The following is a 13,924-nucleotide window of genomic DNA, read 5'->3' on the forward strand; positions in this document are numbered from 1 at the left end:
GCCCAGTCGGAGCAGACGGTCGAGACAGCGTTGTGGGCGCAGCACAGCAGCCCAGTCATCCTGGCGCCCCCATCGACGGTGCCTCACGGAGACAGCCGCTAAGCATCCACGCCGGGAAGCCGAACAGGGACGGCGACAGATGTCTTGCAGGTACGACACCTCTTCATGCCCAGTTGCAAGTCCACCCGTGCGCAATCCCCCGCAAGGGTGATACCGCCTGATCGAACGAGTTTGAAAGACCACCGCCCAGAGCTGACGCATCCAACACCCGCCATTAGAACTCGTGTTCAGTAAATCCAGCTCCTTGGGCCGTGACGAGACCAGATCCGACGCGTTTTTTAGAGCACCAGTGCCACTTCGCCGCCAGATGGAGGAACGTCATGAATCCCGCGCCCACTCCCGTGCATCAGCCTTCTGGAATCGAACGACAGCCTGCCTTCGCGACGGTGCTCCGTGTTGACGACACCCGCCGCTCATCACGTCTGAATACGGGGTGGGCGGCATGAGTGAGCCGACCGATGAAGCCGCCGAGACAGTCCCGGGGCCGCGCCCCTCCTCCTTTCCGCCCACCCCGCCCGCTGAGTCACCGGAAGCCGCGACAGCCGCCGGTGCCGGACAGGCCATCCCCGCCCCGGAGATGCGGTACGTGGACCTGACCGGCAGCCGTGAAGCGGCCGGCCGCTCCATCCGGATGCGCGACATGGCCCGGCGCCTGCCCCAATTGGTCCGGCGGTCGCTGGCACTCGCCTGGCGCGTTGACCGACGGGCCACGACCGGCCTCCTGGTGTGCCAGATGGCCGCCGGCGTGATGCAGGCCCTCGGCCTCATCGCGATCAGTGGCACCCTCACCGCGCTGCTGACCAGCGGAGACGTCTACCACCGGCTCCTCCAGGCGTGGCCGTCCGTAGCCCTGCTGGCTACCGCATCCGGGGTGCGGGCGCTGTTGGGGATCACCGTCAACTGGCTGTCCTCCCGGCTGAGCCCGCTCATGTCGCGCGAGGCCGAGCAGATGCTGCTCACCGGCTGCGCCGCAGTGGAGCTCTCCGCCTACGACGACCCCGACTTCAACCGTGACCGGGAGGCCGCCGACCGCGGAGCTCAGGTCACCGGTGATCTGATCAACGAGGGCCAGGACTTGATCGCCTCGGCTGCCTCTTTCCTCGCCGGGGCCATCGTGCTCGCCGGTGTGAGCTGGGTGCTCCTTCCCCTCCTGGTCGCGGCCAGCCTGCCGCAGGCCCTCGCCCAGGTCAGCGCCGCCCGGGTCCGCTACCTGGCGAACCTCCGCAGCAACGGTGACAACCGCATGCTGTCGGTGCTGCGTTGGCACATCTTCACGCGCGAGGCAGCCGACCAGATCCGCGCCGGCACCATGGCCGGTTTCCTGTCCGGCCGATACCGGCAGACGGTCGCCCGGATCAATCGCGAGGATCGGACCGCGGCCGACCAGGGTGCCCGCATGTCGCTGGTCGGCGCGCTGTGCGGCGGCCTCGGATCGGCCGTCGTGTGGGCAGCGGTGGTGTGGTTGCTGGCCAACGGACGCATCAGCGTCGGGCACGCCGGTACGGCTGTCTTCGCTCTGCAGGCGGTGGGCCAGTCGGTCCGCGGGCTGGTCGCCGTCGGGGCCAGAGCTGTGCGTACGGGTCTTTACATGGATGACTGGAGCAGGTTCCTCGACTTGGCGGGCGGATACACCATGCGCCGCGGCGAGCACCGCCCGACGCCGCCGGACGAGATCAAGATCAAGTCGGTCTCGCACCGCTACGCGGGGAAGGACCACGATGCGCTGTCCGATGTCTCGCTCACTCTGCGCCGGGGCGAGGTCACCGCACTGGTCGGTTTCAACGGCTCGGGGAAGTCAACGCTGTCGAAGCTGGTCAGCGGGCTGTACTTGCCCACGGGCGGGCAGGTGCTGTGGGACGGCGTCCCCACCGACGATGCCGACCCGCAGGCGCTGTGGGAGCAGGTGGCTCTGGTCCCGCAGGACTACGCGCACTGGCCGCTGACCGTGCGCGAGAACGTGAACCAGGGGCAGCCCACGGCCCGCGGTGACGCGGCGGTGCGTGAAGCGTGTGAGGCCGCCGACGCCCACGAGGTCGTCGACAAACTCGGCGCCGGCCTGGACACCCTCCTGGCCCGCGAGTGGCTGAACGGGGAGGAGTTGAGCGGCGGCCAGTGGCAGCGCATCGCGCTGGCCAGGGCCTTTTTCCGCGAGGCCGGGCTCCTGGTCCTCGATGAGCCGACCGCGAACCTTGACCCTCGTGCCGAGTACCGGATCTTCCAGCGGCTGCGGGACCTGGCCCAGGACCGGGTGGTGTTGCTGGTGACACACCGCATCACCAACGTGGCTGTCGCCGACCGGATCGTGGTCCTCGACGAGGGCCGGGTCGTGCAAGAGGGCACCTACAAGGAACTCGCCGAGCACGAGGGCGGCCTGTTCCAGCAGTTGCTCTCCTACCAGGTCACCTCGGAGCCGGACGGCGAAAGGCACGGGACCCGCGCATGAGGGCCCCCGACGTCACTTCATGGGCCCGGCGCCTGCCCGCGGCCCCTGGGTACTCCGTCGACCTGTCCACCAGTCCTTCCAGGCTTCCCCGAGGTGTTGACGTGCCGGTCGATCGCTCCCACATCCGCGCGACCGTCGAAAGCTATCTGGCTCTGCATCCGGAGGAGCGTGCGTCCCTGGCCGGGTTGTCGGCCGTCCTGGACGGCCCTGACGACCCGTCCAGCCGTACGACTCTTCCCGGCCATGTCACCTGCCGCGCGGCTGTCATCGACCGCGGCGGCCGGGTGCTGCACATCGTCCACCGGGCAACCGGCGGCCTGTTGCTCGTCCCGGGAGGTCACGTCGAGCCCGGTGATCCCACTCTGCTTGCCGCGGCCTTGCGCGAGCTGCTGGAGGAGGCAGGTATTCCACCAGGTGCCCTGTGCCTGGCCCCGCAGGCACTCGGCGCACCGATCGACATCGACGTTCACGACATCGACGAGAGCCCTGCCAAGGGAGAACCCCGGCACCAGCACTATGACCTCCGCTTCGCGTTCTACCTCGTCGATGAGCTGCCGCCCGAGATTGCCTTGCAGGACCAGGAGGTGTCCGGCGCCCGGTGGCTCCCGCTCTGCGACGTCACCTCACCGACTCTGCGCGCCAAGATCCGTGACGCAGGGCTGGACGGCCGGCCGGAGCCGGTGAACGCATCAGCCCTGATCCACGACGGAGCCGGGTCCTATCTTCTCCATCTTCGAGACGACCGTCCCGGCATTTGGGAGCCATGGACATGCGCACTGCTCGGCGGGGGCCGCGAGCGGGGCGACCAGAACCTCGCCGACACCGTGACGCGCGAGCTGTCCGAGGAGGTCCCCGGTCTGCACCTGCAGGATCTGGAGCCGTACTCCGTAGAGGAGGCCATCAGTGTCGACGGACTCCACGTACCCATCCGCGTCTTCACCGGCCGGTGGAACGGGGACCCCGACCGGCTCCAGCTGCGGGAGGGGGTTCTGCTGCACTGGTTCACTCCCGACCAGCTGGACAGACTCCGCCTGAGCCCCGGACTCGCCGACCTGATCCACCGCCACGCGGCCGAAAACGCCCCGAAGGCCCGACCGGGCACCGCACGGCCGGTGTGGGACGGGGGTGGCCGGACGGTGCTGAACGGAGTGGGCGTCCACCTCCACCTGGAGGACGATGAGGGCCGGATCCTCCTCGGACTACGCCATCCCGACTCCGCTTTCGCGGGCAACACCTGGCACTACCTGGCAGGGAAGTGCGAGCAGGAGTCCGCTCTCACATGTCTGGTCCGAGAGGCCCGAGAAGAGGCAGGGCTGGTCATTGACCCGGCCGACGTAAGGCTTGCGCACGTAGTGCACGTCGTTGGCACCCCCGGCGGACAGCCGCTGATGCAGCTGGTGTTTCGGGCTCGTCGCTGGGAGGGCGTTCCCGAGCTTCTCGAACCGGACAAGTGCCTGGCCTGGCAGTGGTGGGAGCCGACGAAGTTGCCGAAGCAGCTCGTCGCCTACACCCGCGCGGCCATCGAAGGGATCTCCGCCGGCAGCCCCTACACGGAACTGGGCTGGTGACGATGAGCGCGAGCCCGCGGATCCCCAGCCTCCAAAGGAGTTGGGCACCCGGCCCATCGGTGCCCCGGGCCCGGTCACCCCGGACTCAGACGGCCCGGCGCAGACCGCTGAGTGTGTCCGCCCAGCGCCTGGAGCCGGCAGAGGGGGTGCTTCGTGTCCACACCCCTCACCTCCAGTGTCGCCGGCCGCTCGATCAGCTCCATGGCCCTTCGGGTGCTGGCCGTGCTCCAGCGGAACGCCACCACCGGTCAGGTCGCCTTGCTGGCGTTTGCGGGGCAGCTTCCGCCCGCTCTGCTGGCGTTGCACGCGGGGGCACTCCCCCGCACGGTGACGTCGGCCGCTCGCAAGCTGCTCCCCGTGGAGGAGTACGCATCGTCCGTACCCAAACCGGGCAGTCCCGGGCGGCACGGTTGATCACCGTGAGCGGCCGTGGGAGACGGCGCAGCGCGAGTGCCGGGAGGAAACCGGTCTCGACGTTGCGGGGCCGCCCCGCATGCTCGCCTCGCTCTGACGGTCTCCCCGGAGACGACTGGCCTTTCAGCACGACGGCGACTGTCTTCGACGGCGGCCGGCTCACCGAGGAACAGATCCGGTCCATCGTGCCGTACCCGGACGAGCATGACGCGGTGCCCGTCCTCGCCTTGGACGAGTGGGAACCGCTGATGCCGCCGCAGGACTTCGCCCGTCTGGACGCAGTGCTGACGGCCCGGCTGACTGGCACGACTTCGTACTTCGACTCCTGGGACTGAGGGAACAGTTGAGCATCATCCTGATGGCCGACCCGCGGGTGGCCTCCGTTCCGGTACACGACAATGGCGAACCGCTCGTCGACATCCGCTCGGGGCCGACACCACTGCTGGTCGATGAGCGCAGGAGCGACCCGGACGGGGCGTTCGCGCACCTGCGTCAACACGTCCGCGAACAGCTGCTGGATGCCCAACAGGGCCTTCCTGACGGCCTTCTTCTGCTGGTCGTCGAGGGCTACCGGCCACCACCCCTGCAGCGGACGTACTTCGACCGGTACGCCGGCAGTCTTCGTGACCTTCACCCGGAGTGGACGGAGCAGGCGGTGCGGTCCGCTGCCAGCCGTTACGTGTCGCCTCCGGAGATCGCCCCGCACAGTGCCGGCGCGGCCGTCGACCTGACCCTCGTTGACACCTCGGGCCGGGAACTGGACATGGGCACGGCGATGAACGCCAACCCCGAAGACAGTGAGGGCGTCTGCTTCACCGACGCCGCCAACATCTCCCCAACCGCCCGGACGAACAGGGCCATCCTTACCACCGCCATGACACTTGCGGGGTTCGTGAACTATGGAACGGAATGGTGGCATTTCAGCCTTGGGGATCGGTACTGGGCCCTGCTGAAGGAGCACCCGGCCGCGCGGTACGGGCCGAAGGACTGGATCTGAACGGCCCGGCAGGGCCCACCCCCCCCATCGAGTTCAGACGTCAAGAACCGTACGGCGAACAGGAGAGCAGAGCGTTGAAGCGTGTCCGAAGGGAAGCCTGGCAGGAGCATTACGACGAGGGGAAGGGGTTTCGTCCGCTGAGCGATGCCGAGAGGGCTTTGCTGGCCGAGCACGTCCCTGCGCCCGAGAACGGACGGGCTCTCGATGTCGGGTGCGGAACCGGCGGCCTTGCCGTCGTGCTCACGAGCATGGGCTACCGCGTGGACGCGGTCGACTTCACCGAAGGGGCCCTCGCACGTGCCCGCGCGGAGCATCCCGAGGTGCAGGGGGTGCGGTGGCTGTGCCTGGATGTCGAGGATGATGCGCTGCCCGGCCCGCCGGAGGGGCACGCGCGTGGTTACGACCTGGTGACCATGCGGCTGAGTGCCGCCTTCATCCGGAATCGAGCCGCGGTGCTGCGAGCCCTGGGGGCGCAGTTGCGGGACGAGGGTGCGCTCGTCGTCATCACCCCGGTCGTGGAGCACACCTCGCGGGAGCGTCGGCACATCGCCCTGGACGAGGACGAGCTCATCCAGCTCACGGACGGTTTCGAGGAGGCCACGAGGTTCGACGTGGAGGGCCTGGCGGTGCTGATGCTGCGAGGTCCGGGCGGGGCGTTCACCGCGGTGGAGAAGGGGCGGCCGACCCCGCAAGCGGTGATGGGGGCAGCCGCTGTGCTCACCGATGCCTCGGGACGGGTTCTGCTGGGCCGCTCCACCAAAGGCATGTGGGAACTGCCCGGAGGCCGAATCGAGAAAGGAGAGTCCGCACAGGCCGCTGCCGTAAGGGAGCTGGCGGGGGAAACCGGGCTGACGGCCCGTGAGGAGAACGCCCACGTCATCACAGTCCTCCACGATGACCGGCTGGACCTCCGCCGCATCACCCCGGTCGTGCGCATCACGGAATGGGAGGGCGAGCTCGGACTGCCCGAGGCGGACAAATTCTCGCGCTGGGAGTGGCACCCGCTGCATACCCTGGCCACCCTGGGATCGGTCTTCATGCCAGCCGCCCACGCGCTGAACGAGGTGTGGCCCGGAGTGCTACCAGGGCTGGGTCCCGTCCACTCCTACGCCTGCACGTCAGCCGCGGTGGCCGTGCCAGGTGAACCGGCCGAAGCCGCCCGGCGTCGGCACGCGATGGCCGACAAAGTGATCGCCGGCGGCTGGGCCTCCTCCCCCGCTGTGTGCGAGGCGCTGCGCACCGTGCCCCGGCACCGCTTCGCCCCCGAGACGGACCTCAAGACCGCCTACGACGACGACCTGGCCATGGTCACCCGCCGCAACGAGGAAGGGCGGGCGACGAGCTCGGTGTCCGCGACATGGCTGCAGGCCGACATGATCGAGGGCATCGGCCTCGAAGAGGGCTCGGCCGTGTGGGAAGCAGGCTCCGGCGGATACGACGCCGCGCTGCTCGCCCATGTGGTTGGACCGAGCGGCCGGGTGGTTACGAGCGACATCGACGCATACGTCGTGCACCGGACACAGCGGTTCCTCGCGGAGACCGGCAATGAGGGCGTCACCGTATTCCGCGGCGACGCCGCCCTCGGCGCACCTTCGCGCCTTGTCCCGCGCGGCGGGTTCGACGCAATCGTGATCACGTACAACTGCTGGGACATCGCCGCGGCATGGCGGGAGCAGCTCGCCGAGGGCGGCCGGCTCGTGCTGCCGCTCGAGATCGGTGGCTACACCCGGGCGATCACCTTCCAGCGCCAGGGCGATGTGCTGGTCGCTGAGAGGTTCACGCACTGCGGGTTCGTTCCCGCCCAGGGCGCGCACGCCCGCGCCACCCCTGTTGCCGATCTGCTGGACGGCACAGTGCAGATCCGCTTCGAAGACGGTCGACCCCAGAGCATCGACGGGCTGGAGGAGGCGCTACGCGGCCCGCGGCACGACCTCGCCACCGGGGTCACCATGGGCCCGAACTTCTACTTCGGCAGCCTGCAGCTGTACGCGTCCACAACTCTGCTGCCTGGTTTCTGCCGCCTTGCCGTCGCCGAAGGCAAGGACGCCGCCAGCGTCCGGATCGCGTCCGGCTCCGACGCGCCGGCGCTCCTGGACGAAGGCTCACTGGCCTACCTCAAGCACGTCCGGACCCGGCACAGCGACACACCCGCTGAATGCGAGTGGGAATGGGTCGTTCACGCCTTCGGTGACCGGGGCCCCGCTCTTGCCGAGCGACTGGCGGACACCGTGAGGACCTGGGACCGCGACGTGCGTGGCGCCGACGGACAAGGAACCGACCCGGTCGTGACCGTGTACCCGGCCGGTACGCCTGGTCACCGCCTGCCGTCTGGAGACGTCATCGACAAGGAGCAGTGCCGTCTGGTCGCGCAGTGGAACGGCGGCGGCGCGCTGCGACCCACCTCTGTCGGGCCGACGAAGGCTCCCGTCGCGGCCGGGAAGAGCGCGTGATCGTCGATCGGGCACAGCGGGACGGGGAGACCGTGCTCGCAGCATCTGCGGACCACGAACAACCGCGCCCCCGTCACGGAGACACGGCGCACCGGCACTGCCTCTTACCGGCAACAGGCCGCTCTCGCCCGGTCGAAGCGGTTGTCATCGTGATGCACGACGCCTGAAGGAGAATTTGATGGATGCCTCCCAGGACACTGGCTCTGCTGGTCCTCAGCGGCCCCGCATGTCGACGAGTGAGTACGCACGCTCACGCTCTACCCTCTGGGCCGGGGCGTCCGTGCTGATCACCGATAGTGACGGCCGGATCCTCGTTCAACGTGTCGACTACCGAAGTGTGCGTCTCTTGCCCGGGGGCGCTGTTGATGTCGCAGAAGCTCCTGCGCGGGCCGCGGCACGCGAACTCCTCGAGGAGCTCGGCGTCAGCATGTCTCTCGTGCACGGCCTGGCCGTGGACTGGGTCCCTCCCACCGCCCCGGGCTACCCTGCGACGTTCCCGGGTGAGGTCCTGCACGTCTACGACGGAGGCGTCTGGAGCCCTGAACAGATCGCTGCCATCCAGCTCCCTGCTGATGAGATTCTGGGGGTCGACTTCGTCGAACCTGCGGAACTGCCCGCGCTCATGTCTCCGAATGACGCACGCCGAGCCTTGTCCGCGCTCCGGGCCCGCATCAACGGATCAGGCGCTGCTCTCCTCGAAGACAGCCGTCCGATCGCGCCCACGGCACTGGACCGCCTCGGGGTTCTTCGCACCCATCGCAAGTCACAGCGCTGGTCCTGGCGAAGTGAGCCCGTCACACCGGGGCTGCGAACCAAACAGTCCTGGGGGTGGTGCTTTTCACCTGATGGGAGGGTCCTTGTACTCATCGGTGAAGACACCGGTTCCGCATGTCTTCCTGGCGGAACGCTGGAACCCGGCGATCAAGGTGACCCTGCCGCCGCCCTGCGCAGAGAGGCGTTCGAGGAGGCGTCGGTCCGCATCAGCGAGCCGGCCTACCTCGGCTACCTCTACGACGGTTCGGGCCACGCCTACCACGATGCCGGGCCGTGTGCCCGTGTGCGGATGGCCGCAGCCATCACCGGGTGTGGCCCCTCAGCACGTGATGGGGCCAGCGAGCAGACCTATGGCCGTCTCCTCGCCACACCGGAACAAGCAGCCGAGCTCTTCGACTGGGGTGCGGACCGTGCCCTTCAACTCGATGCCGTCCATGCCGCCCGGGAGCAGCTCGGCCTGCCGCGCGCCGTCCGGCAGCCACTCACCGAACTCCCTCCTGACGGCGCTCGTATGAGCCTCAGTCCTCGGTGCCGGAATCGGGAGGTGCTCCCCTGAGGGGTATCAGCATTGGCACACTGCGGGGTGGCTACGGAGCGCACCGGCACCCGAGTGCGCTCCGTTGCCGCTTCCCTGGGCCAGAGCCTCCGGGACAGGGTGACGGATGGCCGCGCTCGGCCAGGGCGCCGCCGCACCGGCGAGCATGGGTGGAGCGCACACTCTGTACGACAGCACCAGCTCGTGGAGGGCAGGAAGGACCGCTGCTGGCGGAGCTCTTCTTTTCTCCGGAAACACAGCGTCCCCCGCCCGGTCACAGGCAGGGGACGCTTCGTTCAGCAGTGGGTCAGGTCACCTGGAGCATTCGGCGAGGCCGATGATGAGGCCGCCGAAGACTCCGCCGATGACGGCTTCGGGCTGTCCGAGGGCGGCACCGAGGAGGCCGAACGTAGCGCCTTCGCCCATCTTGTCTCCGAGGCACTGGAGGCGCTTCTTCTTGTCGTCGCTGAGTGCGGGGCTCTTGATCGCGAACGCCGACATCTTCGCCGTCTTCTTCGCGGCGGCCACCGACGCGGCGCCGACGTCCTTCACCGAGTACACCGGCGGGCTCATGGTGCCGGTGACCGTGTCGCCGGTGGCGCCTTCGATCGTCTGCGTCACGGTGTTGCCGGAGACGGTCAGGCCGACCTTGTGCACAGTGCCGTCGGTGTCGGTGACGGTGCCGGGGGTGACGGTGGCGACGGTGGTCCCGCCGTCGGCGGTGATCGTCGCCGTGTTGTTGATGGCGGTCATGCTGGCGTCTTCGGGCAGATCCAGCGTCTTCGAGGTGGTCTTCGCGAACGTCTGTGGCTTGACGTCAGGGCTGGTCGCGCCCGTGCTGCTGCCCGGCACATCGGGGCTGGTGCGCGCGATGTACATCGTCGATCCGGCGGCCGAGTTGAGGACAGGGACGGTGACCGTCGAGTCCGTGGTCCACGGCTGGTTGTCGGTGTCGAACGTCCACGTTCCGGTGACCTTCTTGCCGACGGCCGCGAAATCGACCCAGGCGTAGTTCTTCGACGGGACGTCCACGGCGATGCCGTTGATCGTCGTCTCGTCGGAGGTGTACACCGTCGTCGCGGTCAACTGGCTGGAGATCATGGCCTGGACCGGAACGGACACCCCTACGGAGGATGACACGCCCACGGAGTATGCCTGCGACCATCCGGAGTGGTAAATGGTGGTGAAGACCTGCTTCATGGACGAAGCAGTGTCGTTGTACCAGACCGATGAGGCAGGCGTGCGGGGCAGGGCTTCGGGCTGCCCCTCGGACTTCTCGGTCCACGAACAGGTGGATGTCTTCTTGGAGCACAGGTCGGCGTAGTAGTCGAGGGAGAGTTTCAGCGCCTCGGCCGCTTTCGACGCGGGGATCGTCCATTCCTGGCTCGCGCTGCCGTTGCAGGCGTTGGGCTGGGCGAGGATGCCCCACAGATGGAGGCCGCCCCGGTTGTCCATGCAGTACTCGGTGCCGCTGGAGTCGTCGCGACGAACGATGCCGAAGATGTTGGGCTTGCCGTCGACGGGGCGGAAGTGCCACTGCTCGCCGTCCTTGCCGCAGGACTGCTGTACGGCGGGCTGGGCGGAGTAGATGCACTTCCCGGAGGAGGTGCTGGCGATGTTGAAGGTGCCGGGGTCGCTGAGCGTGATCAGGCGCCAGTTCGTGTAGTTGGTGCCGTCGGGGGTGACGGATATCTGGTTACCGTCACCGGTGCCCGTCGCGTTGAGGGTGCCGTCGGGGTTGGTGAAGGTGTAGGCATCGGTCGCGGCGGCTGCGGGAGTCGCAGTCACGGTGAGCACGGGTAAGAGGAGGGTCAGGGCGACGGCCGGCGCCGCAAGGAGTTTCGCGGCTCTCTTTATGGTTCTATTCATGATCGCTTTCTGTGTTGATTCTATGGTTCTCCTGTTGCCGGAAAGTGTAGGACCGGGGAAGGCGGAAGATCGGCAGCTTGTCGATAGAACCGTTCCGCCTTCTGAAGTTGCTCAGCTGATGGCGGGTTGACTACTGAACGGCAGTTCAAGCGTGAGGAGTTACGGCTTCAGGCGGCTGAGCGGTTCACCCGGGGCGAGGGCAGTACGTCGATTGCCAAGGATCTGCGGGTCAGTGTCCGCTCGGTCCAGCGATTCCGGGACAACTTCAACGTCCGCAAGGCCGCCGGTCTGCGGAAGTTCGCCGAAGCCCGGGACTGGCTGACCGTCTACTACCTGCCGCTCTACGCACCCGGCCTCAACCCCGTCGAAGGGAAGGGATCTGGTCCCTCCTACGGCGCGGATGGCTCCCCAACGTCGCCTTCAGCACTCCAGAACACCTCGTCCGGACCGTCCGGCGCAGCCTGCGGCACATCCAGTACCGCGGCCACCTCATAGACGGCGGCCTCACCAAGACCGGCCTGACCATCCGACCCGCCTGATCAGCAGCACGACATCGCGAGTTCAACCTCATTAATGACAGGGCTTGGTGACGGATAGAGTCCGATCCTCCGTACGGAAATGGGCCCTCGGCGGCGGGTCCCGACCGACCAGCAGTCGACCGCCCAGCAGAACCTCGTTCTGGACGAGGCCGGGATCGAGGACCGGTCGTCGTCGAGGAGGACTCAGGCAGTTCCACCCGCTGCAGCGGCTGAGGGGCGGCAAGCTGCTCAATTACGCGCGGCCGGGCGACACAGCGCCCATCTCCGAAATGTTCCGCCTGGTCCGTGGCACTGGACACATCGTCGATGTGCTCGACGTCCTGCAGCGCGGCCGTCTCGCCCTGCGCATCCACGACGGCGCCTTCTCCGCGGTGGACCTCACCGACCGTCACCCGCGCACCGGCGAGCTGCCGTCCTCGGTGAAGGTCATGGTGCTGGCCGCCTTGCGAGACCAGCCCTACCGCGAGGCGACACTCGACATCACCCTCACGGGCGCCGGCCACCGCGTCGTGTCGTGTCGTGTCGTGTCGTGTCGTCCACGGTCGACGGACATCGCCGCGCCACCGTGGCCGCGAACCTTGAGCGGCGGCACCGGATACACCTCGAACTGGCCTGAGAGGCCACCGCGGCTTGAACACACTTCGTCACGCACGCCCCTCACGACATCGACAGGTGAAGGCCGTACGTCAACTAGCCTGCGCCCATGCCAAGTTGACTTCAGGAAGTGAACGTTGCAAGCGCCTTGACGGGGTCAGTCGCCGTGCCCGACAGTCATTCGCACGGCGGCTGAGAGCGCTCTCAGTCTCCTCTCCCCCCACCCCCACGAAAGCAGCCCCCATGAACAGGATCGCTTTCCTCAGCAGGTCGCCAGATGTCTCTCCCGGCCCCGGAGACCGCACCCGACGGCGTCTGCCGGTCGCGCTCGCCGCACTCGCACTCTGCCTCCCACTGGCTGGACTCACGGGTCTGGCGGATCCCGTCGGGCTCTCCGGCACCGCCGCGGCCGGCGAACCGGCCGCCAAGGCCCGTACAGCCGCCGCCGACTGGACCACCATGTTCAGGGACGACTTCGACGGCGCGAGTGGAACAGGCCTCAACACAGCCGATTGGCTCTACGACAAGGGCACGAGTTACCCCGGCGGCGCCGCCAACTGGGGCACCGGCGAGATCGAAACATCCACGGACTCGACGGAAAACGTCTACCAAGACGGCTCGGGTCACTTGGTGATCAAGCCCATACGAGACGCCTCGGGGCACTGGACATCCGGCCGGGTGGAGACCCAACGCACCGACTTCGCCGCACCGGCAGGCGGACAGATGCAGCTCAGCGCCTCCCTGAAACAGCCCGACCCGGCCAGCGGACTCGGCTACTGGCCGGCCTTCTGGGCGATGGGCGCCGACGCCCGCCCGGCCGGGGCCACCAACTGGCCCAGCATCGGCGAGCTGGACATCATGGAAGACGTCAACGCACTCAGCCAGCATTCCACCACTTTCCACTGCGGCCAGTGGGCCGGCGAGTGCCACGATCCTGACGGGATCAGCAGCGGGTTGCAGGCCTGTGACGGCTGCCAGTCGGGCTACCACACGTACTCGGTGACCGTCGACCGCAGAGACACGGCGGCCGAGCAGCTGCGTTTCTACCTGGACGGCGTCCAGACCTTCGCGGTGAACCAGAACGAGGTCTCCGACGCGACCTGGAAGGCCGCCGTCGACCACGGGTACTTCGCCATCTTCGATGTGGCGATCGGCGGTTCGTATCCGGACAAGGTCTGCGGCTGCACCTCCCCTTCGGCCGACATCAGCTCCGGCGCGGGGATGAGCGTGGACTGGTTCTCAGCCGAGGTGAGTCAGTCGTGAACGGCGGAGGCAGATAGGCGGGCCCACCCGAACGGCTGACGCCGGGCCCGCGGCGCCCCACAGGCCCGGCACCAGCCAGGATGCCGGGCCTGCGAGTGTGAGAGAGGCCATGGCGAAGTCCAGGTAAGCGGCCATACGAATCCAGGCTGATGGCCACAGGAAATCACATGTCCACCTCTCCGGTATCGGTGGCGTGGTCGATCCAGTCGCAGGCCGCCCGGACCCTTGCTATCCGCTCGTGGACGTTGTCCGACCGGAGTGGTTGCGGCTGACCGGTCCTGCGGTGCGCCGGCACCGTGGTCAGCCGCGGCCTGCCCTGCCCACCGCTGCCCGGCGTGTGTCCGGGGTAGCGAGAGCGACGCTCGCTGTTTCGACGGCCTCCGGATACGGCTGGGGCTTCCCGCGGCCGGCCAGTGTC

The 13,924-nt window shown here is 68.1% G+C and carries 11 protein-coding genes and 3 pseudogenes; 12 read left to right on the forward strand and 2 right to left on the reverse strand.

What is annotated here, in order from left to right:
• The first annotated feature begins 637 nt into the window (after positions 1–637).
• From ACZ6S6_RS09710 to ACZ6S6_RS09745, 8 genes and pseudogenes are all read left to right on the forward strand, one after another.
• Positions 638–2,503: an ABC transporter ATP-binding protein gene (locus tag ACZ6S6_RS09710; RefSeq protein WP_469704991.1), complete on the forward strand. Its 1,866-nt coding sequence runs from the start codon at positions 638–640 to the stop codon at positions 2,501–2,503.
• Positions 2,504–2,604: 101 nt separating this feature from the next.
• A complete protein-coding gene (locus tag ACZ6S6_RS09715; RefSeq protein WP_469704629.1) occupies positions 2,605–4,071 on the forward strand; it encodes an NUDIX hydrolase in 1,467 nt (488 codons plus the stop codon).
• Between the two features lie 153 nt (positions 4,072–4,224).
• Positions 4,225–4,485 (forward strand): hypothetical protein, encoded by a 261-nt coding sequence (locus ACZ6S6_RS09720; RefSeq protein ID WP_469704631.1) that lies wholly within the window; start codon positions 4,225–4,227, stop codon positions 4,483–4,485.
• 1 nt (position 4,486) lies between these two features.
• Positions 4,487–4,582, forward strand: a pseudogene (locus tag ACZ6S6_RS09725) (NUDIX domain-containing protein); the annotation flags it as partial.
• Between the two features lie 88 nt (positions 4,583–4,670).
• Positions 4,671–4,820, forward strand: a complete 150-nt coding sequence (locus tag ACZ6S6_RS09730) for a hypothetical protein (RefSeq protein WP_362955450.1) — start codon at positions 4,671–4,673, stop codon at positions 4,818–4,820.
• 8 nt (positions 4,821–4,828) lie between these two features.
• Positions 4,829–5,482: a M15 family metallopeptidase gene (locus ACZ6S6_RS09735; RefSeq protein WP_469704633.1), complete on the forward strand. Its 654-nt coding sequence runs from the start codon at positions 4,829–4,831 to the stop codon at positions 5,480–5,482.
• Between the two features lie 74 nt (positions 5,483–5,556).
• Positions 5,557–7,932 (forward strand): methyltransferase, FxLD system, encoded by a 2,376-nt coding sequence (gene fxlM, locus ACZ6S6_RS09740; RefSeq protein ID WP_469704634.1) that lies wholly within the window; start codon positions 5,557–5,559, stop codon positions 7,930–7,932.
• Between the two features lie 280 nt (positions 7,933–8,212).
• Positions 8,213–9,262 carry an NUDIX hydrolase gene (locus ACZ6S6_RS09745; RefSeq protein WP_469704636.1) on the forward strand — a complete coding sequence of 350 codons (1,050 nt, stop codon included), beginning with the start codon at positions 8,213–8,215 and terminating at the stop codon, positions 9,260–9,262.
• Positions 9,263–9,553: 291 nt separating this feature from the next.
• Here the strand turns inward: ACZ6S6_RS09745 and ACZ6S6_RS09750 are convergent, their stop codons facing one another.
• Positions 9,554–11,110 carry a hypothetical protein gene (locus ACZ6S6_RS09750; protein WP_469704639.1) on the reverse strand — a complete coding sequence of 519 codons (1,557 nt, stop codon included), beginning with the start codon at positions 11,108–11,110 and terminating at the stop codon, positions 9,554–9,556.
• A gap of 126 nt (positions 11,111–11,236) precedes the next feature.
• Between ACZ6S6_RS09750 and ACZ6S6_RS09755 the strand changes: the two are divergent.
• From ACZ6S6_RS09755 to ACZ6S6_RS09770, 4 genes and pseudogenes are all read left to right on the forward strand, one after another.
• Positions 11,237–11,341: pseudogene (locus ACZ6S6_RS09755) on the forward strand (hypothetical protein); the annotation flags it as partial.
• Positions 11,342–11,368: 27 nt separating this feature from the next.
• A pseudogene (locus ACZ6S6_RS09760) lies at positions 11,369–11,649 on the forward strand (transposase); the annotation flags it as partial.
• 269 nt (positions 11,650–11,918) lie between these two features.
• A complete protein-coding gene (locus ACZ6S6_RS09765; RefSeq protein WP_469704640.1) occupies positions 11,919–12,377 on the forward strand; it encodes a hypothetical protein in 459 nt (152 codons plus the stop codon).
• Positions 12,378–12,486: 109 nt separating this feature from the next.
• A complete protein-coding gene (locus ACZ6S6_RS09770) occupies positions 12,487–13,506 on the forward strand; it encodes a glycoside hydrolase family 16 protein (RefSeq protein WP_469704642.1) in 1,020 nt (339 codons plus the stop codon).
• Positions 13,507–13,669: 163 nt separating this feature from the next.
• Here ACZ6S6_RS09770 and ACZ6S6_RS09775 read toward each other — a convergent pair whose 3' ends face one another.
• Positions 13,670–13,801 (reverse strand): DUF6192 family protein, encoded by a 132-nt coding sequence (locus ACZ6S6_RS09775; RefSeq protein ID WP_362955438.1) that lies wholly within the window; start codon positions 13,799–13,801, stop codon positions 13,670–13,672.
• Positions 13,802–13,924 lie beyond the last annotated feature (123 nt).

This window comes from Streptomyces sp. NPDC048671, from assembly GCF_055587045.1.

What these genes read in the sequence shown, in the direction of transcription:
- ACZ6S6_RS09710 (WP_469704991.1), top strand. Translation starts at nt 638, where the DNA reads ATGCGGTACGTGGACCTGACCGGCAGCCGTGAAGCGGCCGGCCGCTCC.
- ACZ6S6_RS09765 (WP_469704640.1), top strand. Translation starts at nt 11,919, where the DNA reads ATGTTCCGCCTGGTCCGTGGCACTGGACACATCGTCGATGTGCTCGAC.
- ACZ6S6_RS09770 (WP_469704642.1), top strand. Translation starts at nt 12,487, where the DNA reads ATGAACAGGATCGCTTTCCTCAGCAGGTCGCCAGATGTCTCTCCCGGC.
- ACZ6S6_RS09750 (WP_469704639.1), bottom strand. Translation starts at nt 11,110, where the DNA reads ATGAATAGAACCATAAAGAGAGCCGCGAAACTCCTTGCGGCGCCGGCC.